Genomic DNA, 16,993 nt, shown 5'->3' with positions numbered 1-16,993 from the left:
CGATGCATGTCGACCCTGTCGTCGAGGTCAGCGGTGCGTCCGTGCGGTATGCGGGAGACGCGGCGCTCTCCAACGTCGACTTCCGGATGTTCCCGGGCGAAGTCCACTCGCTCATGGGCGAGAACGGGGCAGGCAAGTCGACGCTGATCCGCGCCATCACCGGCGTCATCCCCCTCGACTCCGGCACGGTGCGGCTGGACGGGGCGGTCCGCACGTTCGCGAACCCGCGGCAGGCTCAGAAGGCGGGCATCCGCACGGTCTACCAGGAGGTGGACCTGCTGACCAACCTCACGGTCGCCGAGAACGTCATGCTCGGCCGCGAGCCGCGCCGCCGCGGCGGGATCGACTGGGCGCGCATGCGCACAGAAGCACAGCGCGCCCTCGTCGGCCTCGGGCTGGACATCGACCCGGCCAGCCCGCTCGGCTCATACTCACTGGCGGTGCAGCAGCTGGTCGCGATCGCCCGCGCCGTCTCCGCCGACCTCAAGGTGCTGGTGCTCGACGAGCCGACGTCGAGCCTCGACCAGGACGAGGTGACGGAACTCTTCCGCGTCATCCGGGAGCTGCGCTCGCGCGGCATCGCCATCCTCTTCGTCTCGCACTTCCTCGAACAGGTCTACGAGATCTGCGACCGGGTCACCGTGCTCCGCAACGGCGAGCTGGTCGGCGAATACCTGACGACCGAGCTGCTGCGGATCGATCTGGTGCACAAGATGCTGGGCAGGGAGGGTGCGGAGCTCGAGAGCGTCGACGCCCGGCCCGACACCCCGTCCAGCGTCGCGGCGTCCGCCCCGGTGCTGTCCGCGAGGGGGATCGAGCGGCGCGGGATGCTGAAACCCGCGAACGTCGACCTGTATGAAAGAGAAGTGGTCGGACTCGCGGGGCTGCTCGGATCGGGCCGCACGGAACTCGCGCGGCTCCTGGCCGGAATCGACGGCATCGAAGCAGGGTCCATCGTCGTCGACGGAGCGCCGCGGCGGCTGTCCGGCCCGCGCGACGGCCTGCGCGCGGGCATCGCGTACTCGTCCGAGAACCGGAAGCTCGAAGGGATCATCGGCGAACTGACCGTCCGCGAGAACATCACGCTCGCACTGCAGGCCGAGAAGGGGTGGCTCCGCCGCATCCCGCGCGCACGTCAGGACGAACTGACGGCGAGCTGGATCGAGGCCCTGGACATCCGGCCCGCCGACCCGGAACGGCCGGCCGGTGCACTCTCCGGCGGCAACCAGCAGAAGGTCATGCTCGCGCGGCTGCTCGCCCTGTCGCCGCGCATCCTCGCCCTCGACGAGCCCACCCGGGGCATCGATGTCGGTGCGAAGGTCGAGATCCAGCGCCTCGTCAGCGAACTGGCAGAATCGGGTATGACCATCCTGTTCATCTCGGCGGAGCTCGAGGAGGTCCTGCGGGTGGGCGACCGCATCGTCGTTCTGAGGGACCGGGAGGTGATCGCCACGCTGGATGCGGACGACGTCAGTTTCGAATCCCTCCTGGCGATGGTCGCCAGTGCCGATTCGGAGGAGCCTGAGGCAGCAGAGCCGAAGAGCGCCGAGGCGGGGACGACCGGGCCGGCACGCACCGCGGGCCGTGCTGGGATCAGGCGGACCGAGAGGTGAGCGCAGAGGACAGGCCGGCGAAGGTGGCGAACATCTTCGATGTCGCACGCCTGGCGGGCGTGTCGCATCAGACGGTGTCGCGGGTGCTCAACGATGTTCCCGGAGTGCGGCCTGCCACCCGTCAGCGTGTCGAGCAGGCGATCAAGAAGCTCCGGTACACCCCCTCGCCGGCCGCGCGCGCGCTGGTCACCCGCCGCACCCGGATGATCGGGCTGATCACCCCGGCGAGCGCCGACTTCGGCCCCTCCTCCATCGCCATCCACTTCAGCGAGGCGGCGCGCGAGGCCCGCTACAGCGTCATCAGCGTCGCGTCGGTCTCCGGCGACGTCGGCTCGATCCGCGGCGTGGTCGAGTCGCTGCTGCGTGAGCGCGTCGAGGCGGTCGTGCTGATCGCCGAGGACGTCGCCCAGCTGGATGTCGTCCGCGCCCTCGAAGCCGGCGTCCCCATCATCGCGGTGGCGGCGGGCCAGCATCGGGGCCCGCTCACCGTGTCGATCGACCAGTACCGCGGTGCTCGCGAGGCGGTGCGCCACCTGGTGGAGCTCGGCCACCGCAGCATCGCGAGCCTGGCCGGTCCCGAAGTCTCGCCCGATGCCATCGAACGTGTGCGCGGATGGCGCGATGAGCTGTCCGAGGCGCGCCTGGTGGCGACCGAGCTCAGTCACGGCGACTGGTCGGCCGAGAGCGGCTTCCGGTTCGGCTCGCAGCTGGCAGCGGGGTCGGCCACTGCGGTGTTCGTCGCGAACGACCAGATGGCGATCGGCGTCATGGCGGCGCTGCGCGGCCGCGGGCTGCGCATCCCCGAAGACATCAGCGTCGTGGGCTTCGACGACGTACCGGAGGCGGCCTACTTCGTGCCGCCGCTGACGACCGTCCGCCAGGACTTCGCCTCCCTCGGCGCGCTCACCATGCAGCAGGTCCTGATCGCGCTCGAAGAGCCGGAGGCCGCCGCGGAGTCCATCCCGATCCCCACCCGCCTGGTGGTGCGCGAGTCGACCGCGCCTCCCGCGTCGTAGAGCCTCGGAACGAGGTGCGCGCTGTTCGTCACCGCAGCGGGCACAAAAAGGTCACCCGATAGGTCTCTTAAAACCGCCGAGCTTCTCGACCGCATAGTCGAGCAGGGCCGCGGCGCGCGGCGTGAGGGTCATCTCCTCGGGCCAGATTCCCACGACGTGGGCGAGGGTCACGGGCGGGTCGAGGGGGCGGATGGCGATCGGCCGCCCCTCGATGCTCACGGGGAGCGTGTTGGGCCGGGACATGAGCAGGCCGTAACCCACCCCGCGGCCCACCAGCGCCTCGACGAGGATGATCTGAGTGACCCGCGCGTGAATCGTGAGCTCCGCCCCACGGGCCGCGAATGCCTCCGTGATGTTGACGGTGCCGGGGCTCGCGTCGTAGTGGATGAGCGGCTCACCGGCGAGATCGGCAAGATCGACGGTGTCGCCGGCTGCGAGAGGATGGGCCGGATGCAGGTGGGCCTCCAGCGCGGTCGGATAGATCGTGCGGCGACGGTATCCGGTGGGCAGGGACACGTCGTACGTGAAGGCGACGTCGAGGTACCCCGCCTGGAGTGCTGAGAACAACTCCTCGTTGGTGCCGACCGTGACCTCGAGGTGCACCCCCGGATGCCTTCGCGGGAACCCTTCGAGAAGCTCGGGCACCACGCTCGTCGCGAAGCTCGCGTAGCAGCCGAGCTTCACGGGGCCGCGCAACTCCCCCCGCCGGGCGCCCAGGACGAGCTCTCGGGTATCCGCGAGGATCCGGCGAGCCTGCGCGGCGAACTCCTGGCCCGCGGGAGTCAGGGTGAGGCCCCGTGCCTTTCGGCGGATGCACAGCTGCTCCCCGACGGTCTTCTCGAGCCCTGTGACGGCCTGCGACAGCGCCGATTCGGAGATGTGCAGATGGGCCGCCGCAGCACTCAGCGTCGTGAAGTTCGGCAGGGCGGCGAACAACTCGAGCTGCCTCAAGCTCACATCGGCCACGGCCACCTCTTCTCGAACGGTTACATAAGTACGACAGAACAACATCCACAGATTTCTGAGTTTTACACGGAGATCTGCGACTTCCAATATAGAGAAACAGTTCTCTCGCGCCCCTCTTGGTTGGGGGGCGAACAATGACGTTAGGGACACGATGACCACCTCCACTGCCGCCGGCAGTCGCGCGACCCAGAGCCGGGTCGCCATTGCGACGATCATCGGCACCACCATCGAGTGGTACGACTTCTTCATTTTCGCGACCGGGGCGGGACTCGTCTTCGCTCAGCTCTTCTTCGCCCCAGCCGGTCAGGACATCGCGCTCCTGCTGTCCTTCGCCACGGTCGGCATCTCGTTCCTCTTCCGCCCGCTCGGGGCGTTCCTTGCGGGGCACTTCGGCGATGTGATCGGTCGCCGCACGGTGCTCGTCATCACGCTCGTCCTCATGGGGACGGCGACGACACTCATCGGCGTCCTGCCGACGTTCACCCAGATCGGCATCGCAGCGCCGATCCTCCTGCTCCTCCTCCGCATCCTCCAAGGCGTCTCTGCCGGCGGGGAGTGGGGCGGAGCGGTTCTCATGGTCGTCGAGCATGCCCCTGCGGACCGCCGCGGCCGCGCCGGCGCCGTGCCGCAGCTCGGCGTCCCGCTCGGCTTTCTCCTCGCCTCAGGCGTCACGGCCCTCATGACCGGCGTCTTCTCCCCCGGCGCGGCCTACCTCGAGTGGGGCTGGCGTGTGCCGTTCCTGCTCAGCATCGTGCTCATCGTCGTCGGCTTCCTGGTCCGCCGCTCCGTCGAGGAAAGCCCTGTGTTCACGGAGATCGCCGAGCGCGGCAAGCAGATCAAGGTCCCGATCCTGGTCCTCTTCCGGCGGCACTGGCACCTCGTGATCCTCGCCGCACTCGTGTTCGTGGGCAACAACACCGCGGGCTACATGACGACCGGCGGATTCCTCAACAGCTACGCCACCGGCAGGCTGAAGATCGACACGACGGCGGTGCTCGTCGCGGCCGCGGTGGCCTCGATGGTGTGGTTCGTGTCCACGCTGATCTCCGGTCGCCTGGCCGACTCGATCGGCCGGCGGAACACCATCCTCATCGGCTTCGCCTTGCAAGCCCTGATCGTCTTCCCGATCTTCTGGCTCGTCGACACCGGAACGCTTTCCGGGCTCTACACCGCGCTGATCCTGATCTCGATCGGCCTCGGCCTCACCTATGGCCCCTTGGCCGCGTGGTACGCGGAGATCTTCCCGGCGTCCATCCGCTTCTCCGGCGTATCCATCGCCTACGCGATCGGGGCGGTCCTCGGCGGGGCGTTCGCGCCGACCATCGCCCAGGCCCTGCTGGAGCGAACCGGCACCACCGTCGCGATCTCGGGATACCTCCTCGTGGCCACCCTCCTCGGAGCCGGGGCGGCGCTGTGCCTGCGCGACCGTCGCGGCATCCCGCTCGGGCCGGACCACGAGGCGGAGCAGGCGAGCGGGGCCACGGTGTTCGTCCCGAACGGGGCCCGGATGGAGTTGGCGGAGAAGCGATAGCGACACCGCACGAGGGAAAGCAGTTTCGGATATCACCCGATTCGGTCGAGGAGGACATATGGCAGATCACACCACGAGAGTCGCGGTCATCGGCGGCGGGATGGGCGGGCTCACCGCCGCGATCGCGCTGACGAGGATCGCCGGCGTCCAGGTCACGGTATTCGAGCAGGCGCGAAGGTTCGGCGACGTGGGCGCGGGCGTCACGGTCGCCCCGAATGCCCAGCGCATTCTCGACACGCTGGGTCTGCTCGATGAGATCAAGCGCGTCGGCGCACGCATGGAGGGACCCGGTGTCTACCTCGACGCCAGGGGCGCGCTGATCGCCGAAGCAGCGTGGGAGGACTCAGCCCGGCGGTACCAGAACGTGGGAATGTACAGGCCCGATCTGGTCGAGGTCCTGACGCGAGCGGTCCCCGCCGACTCGGTTCGCCTGGGACATCGCTTGACGTCGATTCACCAGTCGGCCACGAGCGTCCGCCTGGGATTCGACAACGGCGTGACCGGTGAATTCGATGCCGTGGTGGGTGCGGATGGCGTCCACTCGGTGGTGCGGGATTCCATCATGAAAGTCCCGGATCCCGTCTATTCCGGATCGATCGCCTACCGCGGAGTGCTCGACGCGAGTCGCCTCCCCGTCGACTGGCCGATGAAGAGCCAGGTCTGGATGGGCGAGGGAAAGCACTTCATGTGCTATCCGCTGCAGCAGCGGAAGCTGTTCAACTATGTGGGGTTCGTACCCAGTGACAAGCCCCTCGAGGAATCCTGGTCATCCGCCGGGGATGTCAGCGAGCTCGCCGCGGAGTTCGGGGGCGATGGATGGGACCCGAGACTCCGCGAGTTCATCGGACTCATCGACACGACCTTCTGGTGGGGGCTGTACGACCGCGAGCCTCTGACCAATTGGTCGCGTGGTCGGATCACCTTGCTCGGCGACGCCGCACACACGATGCTGCCTCACGCAGGCCAGGGCGTGAACCAGGCCATCGAAGACAGCATCGCCCTCGCCTTCTTCCTCCGGGAATGCGACGGCTCGGACGGCATCGCCGAAGCCTTCAAACGCTATACGTCGGTTCGGATGCAGCGAACGGCGATCCTGCAGAACAGCTCCCGCAGAAGCGGTTCGCAGTTCGACTCGCAGAACGAGTTCGAGGACATCCGGAAACGCGACGCGGAATTGCGGGCCGGGCGCGACTTCCGCCGGGGCGTCGTCTTCGACTACGACGCCGTGGCTGCCGCCGAGAAGACACTCAAGCGACTGAGAAGGGTCCCGTCCGCATGACATCCATCAGCATCATCGGCACCGGCAAAATGGGTTCGGCTCTGGCCGACGTGGCCGCCCGGGCCGGAGCCGACATCCAGATCATCAGACGCAGGGCCGGTGCCGGCTCGTCGTCCGAACGTGCTGACGCGGAATACGGGGTGATCGGCGACGAGCTCACCGGCGATCTCGTGGTCCTCGCCGTCCCCTATGAAGCGGTCGCGGACGTCCTCGCCCGGTATCGGAGCCGACTCAGGGGAAAGGTCGTCATCGATATCAGCAATCCGATCGACTTCACCACCTACGATGAGCTGCTCGTCCCGGCCGACTCCTCTGCCGCTGCCGAAATCGCTCACGAGATCCCGGGCGCGGCGGTAGTGAAGGCGTTCAATGCCAATTTCGGCGACACGCTGGCCACCGGCACCAATGGCACCACACCCACGACGGTTCTTCTCGCCGGTGACGATGCGGAGGCGAAGATCGCCGTCGTCGCCCTGATCGAGGCAGCAGGGCTCCGAGCCGTTGACGCTGGGCCCCTGTCGCGTGCGCGGGAGCTCGAGGCGCTGGGCTTTCTGCAGATCGTGTTGGCGGCGATCGCCAAGACGCACTACGAGTCCGGATTCACGCTCCTCCCCTGAGCGGGTCGCCGACAACCGGAGGGGCGGAGTCCCGAAACTCCGCCCCTCCGGGGATCACGGCGTCGCCAGCGTGGTAATCTGCGCGCTCGTGAGCGTGCGGTTGTAGAGGTGGACGTCGTCGATGGATCCGTTGACGAAGTCCACCGGGGACAGCGCCCACTCGCCGGCGCCGATCACCGTCGTGCCGAGCACTCCCGTCCACGGTGTGCTGTACGCGGCCGTCCCCTGCAGCGTCCCGTTCACATAGAGGGAGATGGTTCCCGAAGAGCTGTCCCACATCCCCACCAGGTGATACCAGGTGCCTGCAGTCGCCGCGGACGTCGCCGTCACGGACGTCGCTGTCGAGCTCGTGGAGTCCGAACTCCGCACCACGAAGGCGAACTTGCCGCCGGTGAGCTGCAGATAGAACGGGCTGATGTTGGACCCGAACTGGCTGACGATCGTCTGGTTGCCACCACTCGTCGTATTCAGGTTCACCCATGCTGCCACTGCATAGCTCTTGCGCGTGTCGATGGCCGCGCCCGGCGTCTGAGCGAAGGCGCCGGACTGCCCGGTCTGCGAGAGAGCGCCCGTCCCGATGTGGCCGGCGGCCCAGCCCGCATTGCCCTCGAGCGACGCGTTCGGCATGTCGCCGCTCGCATCGGTGGTGCTGCTGCCGGAGCCTTCGTCGAATGCGTAGTAGGCGGTCGCTCCGGTGCCGATGGCGAACGCCTCACGGTCGGTGACGGCGCGCGGGATCAGCTGCACGTCGTCGATGGCGCCGTTGACGAAGTCAACGTTCCCGCCGTTCCACTTGGCTCGACCGATCGTGGTGTGCCCGGTGGCCTTCCAGCCGGAGGTGTACGCTGTCGTTCCCTGAAGCACGCCGTTCACGTACAGCTTGATCGTCCCCGCGGTCGCATCGTAGACACCGACCAGCTGATACCACGTCCCGGCGACGGCGGCCGGTCCGACCACCTGGGTGGCGGTCGAGGCCGTCGAGTCGGAACTCCGCTCGGTCAGGGTCAGCTTTCCCGCGGAGAGCTGAAGGTAGAACGGGCTGATGGTGGTTCCGTCGATGCTCGCGAACGTCTGGTTCCCGGTGACGGTGGACGGCTGCACCCAGGCGGAGACCGTGTAACTCGCGCTCGTGTCGATCGCCGTCGTCGGGATGTCGACCCAGCTGTTGGTCGCGCCGCTGAGCGAGAGCGCTCCGCTGCCCAGCTGGCCGGTGGTCCAGCCCGCGCCGGCCTGAAGCGTTCCGTTGTTCAGGTGCCCGGTGGAGTCGGATGCTGCGGTGCCGGTTCCTTCGTCGAATCGCCAGTGGCCACCCGAGGAGGAGGCGAGGGCGGAGACCGCCGCGCCGTTGTAGGCGCCGATGTTCGGGGCGGCTGTCGATGACACCGGGTTTCCGAAGTAGTCCTCGCCGCCGTTGCTGGAGATCACGGCACCGGCGCCGAGGGCGGGCGATCCGCTGAGGAGCTGGTAGACCGAAGCCGAGCTGCGGCCCGAGCCGGCGGCACCGGGATCGGCCAGCTTCGGGTCGGACGTGATCTTCGAACTGTCCGCAGGCTCCGTCGACGGGTGGACTCCGTACATGAGGTTGTGCGACCACGAGACGTTTCCGGCGTTGTAACCGCCCTGGCCGAGGTGGTAGATCAGGTTGTTGGTGAAGCTGACCGCTGCGCTGCTCGCCGGCGTTCCGCTGGCGACGTAACCGTTGTCGTTCGGCCCCATGTAGACCGTGTTGTTGTAGAACTGCGCGGACGCTCCCGCCTCGACGCCGTTGAGCGTCGAGAAGACCGCATTGGTCGATCCGTCGTTCTGGCTGATGTTGTCGCGGATGACCGAGGTCCCGAGCGAGCCGAAGGTGGTACTGCAGCAGAACTCCATGAACCCGTACGGGTTGTCGTGCGTGTAGTTGTACTGCAGGGTCACGTTGGTGTTGTCGTGGTCGATGTCGAACGCTTCGCCGTCCCACAGCGCACGCCACTGACGTGCGATCTCGTTGTTCTGCCAGACGCCGCCGTTGTTCAGCGCCATCCAGTAGCCGGCGCCCGAGTACCGGTAGCCGCTGTCGGTGGTGACGTTGTTCTGGACGGTCGGAGCGTTGCAGTAGACGCAGACCACGTCGTTGCCGCCGGTGTTCGTGATCGTGTTGTTCTGGATCACGACGTTCGCGGTCACGATGCTGTGGTTCGTTCCCGCCACCGATCCGATGTAAATCCCGCCCGCGTCGACCTTGGTCAGCGTGTTGCCGTCGATGTCGACGTCGTTCCAGCCGTTGGTCGTGTACGAATCGCTCAGGTTGAAGCCGATGCCGGAGTCGTTGCTCGGCTGGCCCGTGGATTTATCCCAGTAGCCGAGGACGTCGTGGATGTTGTTGTTCAGGATGTGGATGCCGTTCAGGATCCCGCTGGTGTCGTTCTCCGCGAGGATGCCCGCGCGCACGGCCGCCGAGGTCGTCGTGTTGGTGATCTCGAGGTTCTGGATGGTGACGTACTGCTCGTTGACCAGGGCGATCGCTGCAGCGGCACCTCCTCCGGCGATGATCGGGGCTGCTCCGCTTCCGTAGCTGGAGACGACGATGGGGCTACCGCTCGCTCCCGACCCCAGCAGCTTCAGCTCGCCGGACCACGAGCCGCCTTTCGCGAACAGGAGCTGGTTCCCGGCAGCGAATGTCGTCGCGTTCACGTTCGCGAGGCTCTGCCACGGCGTCGTGCTGCTGCAGCCGTCGTTGGAGTCGCTTCCCGTCGCGGAAGAGACGTAGTACGTGGTGCAGCCCGCTGCAGACGCCGCGGTGGTGCCCACCAGCGCGGCGCTCACTCCCAGCAGGACGGCGATCACTCCCCTGAGGAGCGATCGTGTGCGTTGTGGCATCCTGATCCTTTCGTCGACCTTGACGTGATGTGTATCGATACAGCTCGACGGGCGGACCCTGCCGAGGGATTGTGTTTGTATCGATACACGAATGATTTACTATGCGGGTCCCGCTGTCAAGCGATCAGCGGGTGCACTGGCCGGTCACCAGGCAGCCGCCGGTCGCGATGATGTCGATGCGTTGAGTGACGATCTGCGCGTGCGACGCGAGGCCGTCGATCAGCCGGCGATACGCGGAGGCGGCGTCCTGAGCATCGCCCGTCGCAGGCAGGGTGCCGTCCTCTTGGAGTCGGGACTCGAGTTCGTAGGCGTACTCACCGGTCACGTAGTCCAGATAGTTCGCTTCCGCGTACTTCATGGGCCCATATACGACCTGGCGCTGCGCGATGGCTCTGGCGCGGCGCTCGTTCTCCTCCTGGAAGGCGGCCAGAAACGAGTGGTAGCTCGGGTCCGGGATGAGCTTGTACGTGGCCGCGAGCTGGAGCTCGACGGTCGTCGCAGCGACGTCGGCGAGTGCCGTCCGGGTGAGGTAGCCGGCGGGAGTGACGCCGTCGACAGGTCGGTTCCAGTAGGATTCGCCGTCGCCCGCCGACGAGCCTGACGGGTACCGCGCCAGGGTGACGGCACGCTCCTTGTCCAGGAAGATCTGGAACTCGCGCATCGGGATGGGGATCCCGTTCACGGTGGCGACCTGCTCATCCGCCCCCAGCCGGGGAACGGCCGACGGGGCTGCCGGAGCGGCGTTCGCGGCGGGCGAGGGATGCGAGTGCAGGAACGCGAAGAGGCCGACCGCCAGGGCCGCGAGGAGAGCCACCACGATGAAGCCCGCGCTCACCGCGATCCTCCGGCGACGCGCTGTGGTCCGAATGGTTGACACTGTGTCCTCTTTCCTCATCCAGTCTGCGCCCGATTCGTGGGCGGATTCACGACGGATTCAGCTGCCGATCAGTCGCTCGCGCTCCGCCGAGGTGATCGGAATCACCGAGCCGTGGCGGGCCCCCTCCGGAAGACGCGCGGCGGCCCGATGCTCCCAGAGGCCGGCGAGCGGGTCGGCACTGCGGTAGAGCTGGTAGCCGCGGAGCTCGAACTCGTCCAGAAGCAGATACGCCGCCTTCTCGTCGATTCCCGCGAAGGCGGCCGGCCCTTCCGCACGGGCCTGGGTTGCCGATCCCAGCTCGCGCGCGACCAGGCGGAAGTCCGGGGACAGGTGCGTTCCCCCTCGTTCCTGCGAGACGAACCGAGAACGGGTCTCTGGATCGTCTGTGAGCGAGTCCGCGGTGAACCGGGCGAGTTCTCCCTGCCATTCGAGGAAGGTCGCATCGATGATGTCGTGGCCCGGATCGAGGTAGCTGCGGGCAGGACTGAAGTGCTGGAAGTCCTGCGTCTCGGTCACGAGGATCCGCTGGTGCTCCTGCCGGGCGCGATCCGATCCCGGCTCGTACAGGGCAGCGGCGAAGAAGACCAGCCACGCATTGTCGGCGGCGGACCAGAACGCCTTCGGCGCCCAGGCGTTGCCGGCTTGCTCCGGAGCGATCCCGGCGAGGCGGGGCGGCGTCCAGGTGAGGAGATCGTCACTCTGCCAGATCACGATGGACCGGCTCCCGTGCCGGACCGCGCGCTCCCAGTCCTGATCGGGAAAGGTTCGCAGATCCGTTGCGATGAGGACGAACGAGCCCGTCCTCGGGTCGCGCGCGAGGAACGGGTCCCGCACCCCGCGCTCTCCGACATCGGAGCGGAGGACGGGGCGACCGCCGGCGACGGGCATCCACTCGTCCGGTTCGCGGCCGGGGGTCACCGCGAATCGGATCTGCTCGCGATCCGGGCCGTTCCCGTTCTGGAAGTAGGCCAGGAGGAATCCGTCGTAGCTCGGGCTCATGTCGTCCTTTCTGCCGAGGCCGTGGCCTCTGCTGCGGTGTCACCGAGGAGGCGCTGCGGCACGGCGATGTCGCGATCGGCGATCAGCTGTCCGTCGCTCACGGTGAGACGCGCGGCGTGGATGGGGCTGCTCCGCGCGACCGTCCGGCTGGGGTCGTCGCGCCGCGGATGCGTGAAGTAGAAGAGGATCGCCGACTCCGCCCGTCCGGCTGTCGCCGGGAGGACCACCGCGTCCGCATGATGGCCGATTCCGCGATCGTCGGGGTGGCTGCCCGGGGTGTCGAGGATGAGTCCCCCGTTCGATCCCTGACGCTGCCAGGTCCGGGCGTCACGGGAGCGGTGAACGCCGAGCCCGCGCCACTCGTCGGTGATCATCCAATACCAGCCGCCCAGCGGAAAGACGTTCGGGCCCTCATGCGGCGGGGTCGCCGGCACGGCCCGCCCTTCGACGCGCCAGCCGTTCAGGTCCGGGCTGACGGCGGACCAGGTCGAGGAGCCGTCGCGCTCGTTCTTGTACCAGAGGCGCCAGTTCCCGTCTCCGCACAGCGCGACCGCCGCGTCGATCACCCGGTCGGAGCCGAGGTCGAGCTCGCCGACGCGGTCCCAGTTCAGGAGGTCGTCGCTGACGAACTCGACGATGTGGGCATCGGCGGCCGTCCACGAGTCCGGGACACCGTCGACCACCGTCAGATACATCCGGTAGCGGTCTCCGGCGGCGATGACCTCGGGAGCCCAGAGCGTGTCGTCACGGCCGAGCCCATTCGCCGTTCCGCTGTAGTGCCATGTGGCTCCGTCGTCCGACGAGATCGCGATTCCGATCGACGTGCCGTGGATCCAGCGCACGCCCTCGCCCGGTTCGGTGGTCCGCCGCTGGGTGTAGAACATCCACCAGTCGCCCGTCCGGCTGTTCCTGATGACCGTCGGGTCGGTCGCGCCGTCGTAGACGGGGTCCCGGAAGATCGGCGCACTCATCGCATACTCCGCACATTCATTCCGATGTCCGAACGTGGACCTCGCATAGGTTGTAACGTTATACAACGCAGAGTGACATCGCCCGGCAGGGGGCGGAAGGGAGAGACGTCATGGTGACGATCCGCGATATCGCGAAGGCCGCGGGAGTCTCGCCGATGACGGTCTCGAACGTCCTCAACAGCAGGCCGCACGTCAAGGATTCGACGCGGGCGCGCGTCCTGCAGACGATCGACGACCTGGACTACCGGGTGAACATCGCCGCACGCAACCTGCGCCGCGGGAAGACGCACACCATCGGTCTCGCCGTACCCGAAGTCGATCGTCCGTATTTCGGCGAGCTGGGTGCCGCGATCATCGAGAACGGCCGGCGTCACGACCTCAACGTGGTGATCGAACAGACTGAGCGGTCGCGTGAGAACGAGCTGACGGCGCTGGCCCTCTCCCGGCTTCGGATGTACGACGGCCTCATCCTCGGCGCCGTCGGGCTCGGCGAGTCCGACGTCGAGTTGCTCCGCGTGGACTTCCCCGTCGTGATCCTGGGTGAGCGCATCTTCAGCGGTCCCCTCGATCACGTCGCGATGCCGAACGACGACGGCGCCTACGCCGCAGTCCAGCACCTGATCGAGCGCGGGTGCACCCGGATCGTCGCCATCCACGGCTCGCTGAGCCACGACACGGACGTATCGACCCTGCGCCACGCGGGATATCGCCGGGCGCTCGCCGAGGCCGGGATCGAGGAAGACCCTCGGCTGACGCTGACCCTGGACGTGTTCTCGCCGGAAGCGGCCTCCGCGGCCATTCATCAGGCCGTCGACGCCGGTCTGAGCTTCGACGGGGTCTTCTGCGTGACCGACTACGTCGCCCTCGGAGTCATGCGCGCGCTCGCCGATCGGGGCATCGCGATCCCCGGCGATGTGAAGGTCATCGGCTTCGACGATGTCGAGAGCAGCCGGTTCCTCACCCCGTCGCTGTCGAGTGTGAATCCGTCGAAGGATCTCATCGCCGCGAAAGCCGTCGACCTCCTGGTGGACCGCATCAACGGCGGGAGCGGTGAGGCCGTCGAGTTCGTGAGCCCGTTCACGCTCGTGGCGCGGGAGTCGACGGCGGTCAGCTGAGACCGCCTCCGAGGCTCGTCCGCCTCGGCTCATCCCTTGACGCTGCCGCTGACCAGCCCGCTCACGATCTGCCGCTGCGCCACGATGAAGAAGATCACCATCGGGATGATGACGATGACGCTCAAGGTCATGAATGCCGGCCAGTCCGTCGTGAACTGCCCGACCGCGGTGTAGACCTGCAGCACCAGGGTCTGCTTCTCCGGCGAGTTGATGAACACGTTGGGGGTGATGAAGTCGTTCCACACCCACATCGTCTGGAAGACGCCGACGGTCACGAGGATGGGACGGATCAGCGGCAGCGCGACCGACCAGTAGACCCGGAAGGCTCCGGCGCCGTCGATCTTCGCCGCCTCGAACAGTTCCGTCGGCAAGGTGCGCATGTATCCGACGATGAGGAAGTAGCAGAAGATCGAACCGCAGCTGTACATGACGATGAGCCCGTTGAGGGAGTCGACGAGCCCGACGCCGGCGAGCATCCGGTACAGCGGGATGAGCGTCGCCTGGCCGGGCACGAGGAACGCGACCACGAGGATGACGCCGACGATGGTCGCGAACCGGCCCTTGCCGATCAGCACGCCGAACGCCGCCATCGACCCGATCAGCAGCATGAGCACGATCGAGATCACGGTCACGTACAGCGTGTTCAGGAACGCCTGCACCACCGGCGTCGTCTGGAAGACCTGGATGTAGTTGCCCAGGAAGAGGTGCGTCGGCAGGGCGAGCGGGTTGGCCGCCGTCTCGGGCTGCGTCTTCAGCGTGTTGACGAGGATGTAATAGAAAGGGAGGGCGACGACGCACGCGATGGGGATCATCACGATGCTGAGCACGATGCCGCGGGTCTGTTTCATGAGTAGCGCTCCTCGAGGCGACGGGAGAGGGCGAGCTGGCCGAGGATGATCAGCCCGACGACGAGGAGGAAGAGCACGCTGAGAGCGGACGCCTTGCCGACGTCGGACTGGGCGATGCCGTTCTCGATGATCGACTGGGTGAGCGTCCGGGTGGCGAACCCCGGACCGCCGTGCGTGAGCGTGAACGGCAGGTCGTAGACCTTGAGCCCGTTCGTGAGCAGGAGGAGCTGGCTGACGGTGACGGCCGGAACGAGCAGCGGCAGCGTCAGGTTCGTGAACTCCTGCCGGCGATTGGCCCCGTCGATCTTGGCTGCCTCGAAGATGTCGGAGGGCAACGCCTGGAGGTAGGCCAGGTAGAGCATCGCGTGCCACCCGGTCTGAGACCAGACAGCGACGATGATGACGCTCACCTGGGCGAGCGTCTCGTTCGAGAGCCACGGGATCGGCGCCACTCCCAGCCGGCCGATGACCGAGTTGATCACCCCGGAGCCGAGGGGGCTGAGGATGAAGGCCCACACCAGCCCGAGGATCGCGACGCTGGGCACCGCGGGGAAGAAGAACACGGAGCGGACGAAGCCACGACCCACGAATCGACGGTTGAGCACCAATGCCAGCGGGATCGCGAGGGCGGTCACGATGAGGGTGGTCGCGACCGCGTAGAAGAGCGTGAAGCCGAACGCGGAGACCATCGAGGAGTCTTTCCAGATGGTGACGTAGTTCTTGAAGCCGACGAAAGCGGGGGTGCTGACGTACCCGTTGTAGTCGGTGAAGCTGTAGTAGATGGACTGGGCCATCGGGATCAGGTACAGCACAACGAAGACGATGAGGATGGGGACGACGAACCAGTAGGCGGCGAATCCCTCCCGGGCCCGTCGGAAGCGCGACCGCGTGCGGACCGCGGCCCGCACGTCTCGGGCGATCGCCGGGCGTTCTACCGTTGTTGCGTTGGCCATGTCCTCGTGCTTTCTGGGATGTCCCGAGAGGTGGCGCCCGGGGGCGGCGCCACCTCTCGAGAGTCTGCTACTTGATCGCGTCGAGCTTCGCGTCGAGTCCCTTGGCGACCTGATCCGGAGTGATGCTGCCGCCGATCAGCTGCTGCAGGAGAGCGGTGGCCTCGGTTCCCATCTGGTCGCTGTGGGTCGGCCAGTTCACCTGGGGAAGGTAGAACGTGCCCGCGCGGACAGCGTCGGTCATGTCACTGAGCGACGGGTCGAGCGTCGGGGTGAAGTCCTTGGTGGTCGTGATGGACTGGGTCTGCTTCTGGTAGACCTCGACGCCCTTCTTGCTCTGCAGGAACTGCACGAACTTCTCGGCGGCCTCCGGATCCTTGGCCTTCGCGTTGATCGCGTAGCCCGGGGAGACCGCTCCGCACCAGTAGCTCTGGCCGTCGGCGCTGGGCACGGCGAGGTACTGCAGCTTCAGGCTGGGCGCCGCCTGCTGGATGCCGCCGAGAGCCCAGGAACCGGTCCCGATCATCGCGACCTTGCCCTGCTCGAACTGCTGCGTCACCTGGTCGCCGGTGAGCCCGGACACCGTACGAGGCTCGACGCCTTGCGTGAACAGCTGGTTCCAGGTGTCGAGCGCGTCGGTCCAGGTCTTCTGGAACGAGGTCTTGCCGGCCCAGATCTGCTGGTCCATCGTGCCGCCGAGGCTCTGGTTCTTCAGACCGAGGAGCGCGGCCAGGCTGACGGGGATGCCGTCGCCGCCCTCGTAGAACGGCGTGATCCCGGCGGCCTTGAGCTTCTTGCCGAGGTCGAGGAAGTCCTGCCAGGTCTTGGGCGCATCCGTGTAGCCCACCTTGGCGAGGAGATCCTTGTTGATCAGGATGCCGCCACCCCACGATGCCGTCGCGGCTCCGTAGACCTTGCCGTTCTGGGTGTAGGTGGCCTTGGCGGCCGGGGAGATGTTGGAGATCCAGGACTCGCTGCTGAGGTCCTTGGCGAATCCGCCGCTCATGATCTGCGCCTTGTTCTCTGCGGTGATGATGAAGACGTCGGGGGCGGTGCCGGAGCCGAGCAAGGTCTGCAGCTTCTGGATGTACTGCGGGACCGGCGGAGCGTAGGAGGCCTTGACGGTGTAGCCGGGGTTCTCCTTCTCGAACTCGGCGAACACGGGCTTCATGGTCTGCTCGTTGTCCCAGGAGAGGAAGCTGACCGTCTTGGAGCCTCCCGATGCGCCGCTGCCGGCGGAGCATCCGGTCAGCGCGAGGGCCGCGGCGGCGATCGCCGAGACCGCGAGGAGCGTCCCCTTCTTGCCGCGGCGGCGCGGCGAGGAACTGTGGTGAAGCGACATTGCTTTCTGC

At 67.1% G+C, this 16,993-nt stretch carries 14 protein-coding genes; 6 read left to right on the top strand and 8 right to left on the bottom strand.

Annotated elements, in window-relative coordinates; translation table 11 throughout:
- Nucleotides 1-2: 2 nt before the first annotated feature.
- Together BM287_RS01965 and BM287_RS01960 are read left to right on the top strand one after the other, a co-directional pair.
- Nucleotides 3-1,613, top strand: a complete 1,611-nt coding sequence (locus tag BM287_RS01965) for a sugar ABC transporter ATP-binding protein (RefSeq protein WP_090035576.1) — start codon at nucleotides 3-5, stop codon at nucleotides 1,611-1,613.
- Entirely contained in the window at nucleotides 1,610-2,629 is a 1,020-nt protein-coding gene (locus BM287_RS01960) for a LacI family DNA-binding transcriptional regulator (protein ID WP_090034743.1), read from the top strand. Before BM287_RS01965 ends, BM287_RS01960 begins: the two co-directional genes overlap by 4 nt.
- A 51-nt stretch (nucleotides 2,630-2,680) precedes the next feature.
- On the opposite strand, the gene BM287_RS01955 is transcribed toward BM287_RS01960, so the two are convergent.
- Nucleotides 2,681-3,595, bottom strand: coding sequence for a LysR substrate-binding domain-containing protein (locus BM287_RS01955; protein WP_244527819.1), 915 nt, complete (start codon nucleotides 3,593-3,595; stop codon nucleotides 2,681-2,683).
- 151 nt (nucleotides 3,596-3,746) lie between these two features.
- Here BM287_RS01955 and BM287_RS01950 point away from each other — a divergent pair, with 151 nt between their 5' ends.
- The 3 genes from BM287_RS01950 to BM287_RS01940 are packed head-to-tail and all read left to right on the top strand — an operon-like array spanning nucleotide 3,747 to nucleotide 7,022.
- Nucleotides 3,747-5,126, top strand: coding sequence for an MFS transporter (locus tag BM287_RS01950; RefSeq protein WP_090034748.1), 1,380 nt, complete (start codon nucleotides 3,747-3,749; stop codon nucleotides 5,124-5,126).
- A gap of 58 nt (nucleotides 5,127-5,184) precedes the next feature.
- On the top strand, nucleotides 5,185-6,405 hold the full coding sequence (locus BM287_RS01945; protein WP_090034751.1) for an FAD-dependent monooxygenase: 1,221 nt from the start codon (nucleotides 5,185-5,187) through the stop codon (nucleotides 6,403-6,405).
- Nucleotides 6,402-7,022 carry an NADPH-dependent F420 reductase gene (locus BM287_RS01940; protein ID WP_090034754.1) on the top strand — a complete coding sequence of 207 codons (621 nt, stop codon included), beginning with the start codon at nucleotides 6,402-6,404 and terminating at the stop codon, nucleotides 7,020-7,022. Before BM287_RS01945 ends, BM287_RS01940 begins: the two co-directional genes overlap by 4 nt.
- A 54-nt stretch (nucleotides 7,023-7,076) precedes the next feature.
- Here the strand turns inward: BM287_RS01940 and BM287_RS01935 are convergent, their stop codons facing one another.
- The 4 genes from BM287_RS01935 to BM287_RS01920 all read right to left on the bottom strand — a co-directional run bounded on the left by BM287_RS01935 (nucleotide 7,077) and on the right by BM287_RS01920 (nucleotide 12,728).
- Entirely contained in the window at nucleotides 7,077-9,881 is a 2,805-nt protein-coding gene (locus tag BM287_RS01935; protein ID WP_090034759.1) for a LamG domain-containing protein, read from the bottom strand.
- A 124-nt stretch (nucleotides 9,882-10,005) separates the two neighbouring features.
- A complete protein-coding gene (locus tag BM287_RS01930) occupies nucleotides 10,006-10,716 on the bottom strand; it encodes a hypothetical protein (RefSeq protein ID WP_090034763.1) in 711 nt (236 codons plus the stop codon).
- 99 nt (nucleotides 10,717-10,815) lie between these two features.
- A complete protein-coding gene (locus tag BM287_RS01925; protein WP_090034766.1) occupies nucleotides 10,816-11,757 on the bottom strand; it encodes a glycoside hydrolase family 43 protein in 942 nt (313 codons plus the stop codon).
- Nucleotides 11,754-12,728, bottom strand: a complete 975-nt coding sequence (locus BM287_RS01920; protein WP_175463918.1) for a glycoside hydrolase family protein — start codon at nucleotides 12,726-12,728, stop codon at nucleotides 11,754-11,756. The genes BM287_RS01925 and BM287_RS01920 overlap by 4 nt, the downstream gene beginning before the upstream one ends.
- Before the next feature lie 110 nt (nucleotides 12,729-12,838).
- On the opposite strand from BM287_RS01920, the gene BM287_RS01915 reads away from it, so the two are divergent.
- Nucleotides 12,839-13,843, top strand: a complete 1,005-nt coding sequence (locus tag BM287_RS01915; protein WP_090034772.1) for a LacI family DNA-binding transcriptional regulator — start codon at nucleotides 12,839-12,841, stop codon at nucleotides 13,841-13,843.
- Nucleotides 13,844-13,872: 29 nt separating this feature from the next.
- Here the strand turns inward: BM287_RS01915 and BM287_RS01910 are convergent, their stop codons facing one another.
- From BM287_RS01910 to BM287_RS01900, 3 genes are all read right to left on the bottom strand, one after another.
- Nucleotides 13,873-14,691 carry a carbohydrate ABC transporter permease gene (locus BM287_RS01910; RefSeq protein WP_090034774.1) on the bottom strand — a complete coding sequence of 273 codons (819 nt, stop codon included), beginning with the start codon at nucleotides 14,689-14,691 and terminating at the stop codon, nucleotides 13,873-13,875.
- A complete protein-coding gene (locus BM287_RS01905) occupies nucleotides 14,688-15,644 on the bottom strand; it encodes a carbohydrate ABC transporter permease (protein WP_090034778.1) in 957 nt (318 codons plus the stop codon). Before BM287_RS01905 ends, BM287_RS01910 begins: the two co-directional genes overlap by 4 nt.
- 67 nt (nucleotides 15,645-15,711) lie before the next feature.
- Nucleotides 15,712-16,983: an ABC transporter substrate-binding protein gene (locus tag BM287_RS01900; protein WP_090034781.1), complete on the bottom strand. Its 1,272-nt coding sequence runs from the start codon at nucleotides 16,981-16,983 to the stop codon at nucleotides 15,712-15,714.
- Nucleotides 16,984-16,993 lie beyond the last annotated feature (10 nt).

Source organism: Leifsonia sp. CL147, assembly GCF_900114565.1.
GTDB lineage: Bacteria > Actinomycetota > Actinomycetes > Actinomycetales > Microbacteriaceae > Leifsonia.
This window is presented reverse-complemented; position numbering and strand designations above follow the sequence as displayed.

What these genes read in the sequence shown, in the direction of transcription:
- BM287_RS01965 (WP_090035576.1), top strand. Translation starts at nt 3, where the DNA reads ATGCATGTCGACCCTGTCGTCGAGGTCAGCGGTGCGTCCGTGCGGTAT.
- BM287_RS01950 (WP_090034748.1), top strand. Translation starts at nt 3,747, where the DNA reads ATGACCACCTCCACTGCCGCCGGCAGTCGCGCGACCCAGAGCCGGGTC.
- BM287_RS01920 (WP_175463918.1), bottom strand. Translation starts at nt 12,728, where the DNA reads ATGAGTGCGCCGATCTTCCGGGACCCCGTCTACGACGGCGCGACCGAC.
- BM287_RS01945 (WP_090034751.1), top strand. Translation starts at nt 5,185, where the DNA reads ATGGCAGATCACACCACGAGAGTCGCGGTCATCGGCGGCGGGATGGGC.
- BM287_RS01910 (WP_090034774.1), bottom strand. Translation starts at nt 14,691, where the DNA reads ATGAAACAGACCCGCGGCATCGTGCTCAGCATCGTGATGATCCCCATC.
- BM287_RS01925 (WP_090034766.1), bottom strand. Translation starts at nt 11,757, where the DNA reads ATGAGCCCGAGCTACGACGGATTCCTCCTGGCCTACTTCCAGAACGGG.
- BM287_RS01935 (WP_090034759.1), bottom strand. Translation starts at nt 9,881, where the DNA reads ATGCCACAACGCACACGATCGCTCCTCAGGGGAGTGATCGCCGTCCTG.
- BM287_RS01900 (WP_090034781.1), bottom strand. Translation starts at nt 16,983, where the DNA reads ATGTCGCTTCACCACAGTTCCTCGCCGCGCCGCCGCGGCAAGAAGGGG.
- BM287_RS01915 (WP_090034772.1), top strand. Translation starts at nt 12,839, where the DNA reads ATGGTGACGATCCGCGATATCGCGAAGGCCGCGGGAGTCTCGCCGATG.
- BM287_RS01940 (WP_090034754.1), top strand. Translation starts at nt 6,402, where the DNA reads ATGACATCCATCAGCATCATCGGCACCGGCAAAATGGGTTCGGCTCTG.
- BM287_RS01905 (WP_090034778.1), bottom strand. Translation starts at nt 15,644, where the DNA reads ATGGCCAACGCAACAACGGTAGAACGCCCGGCGATCGCCCGAGACGTG.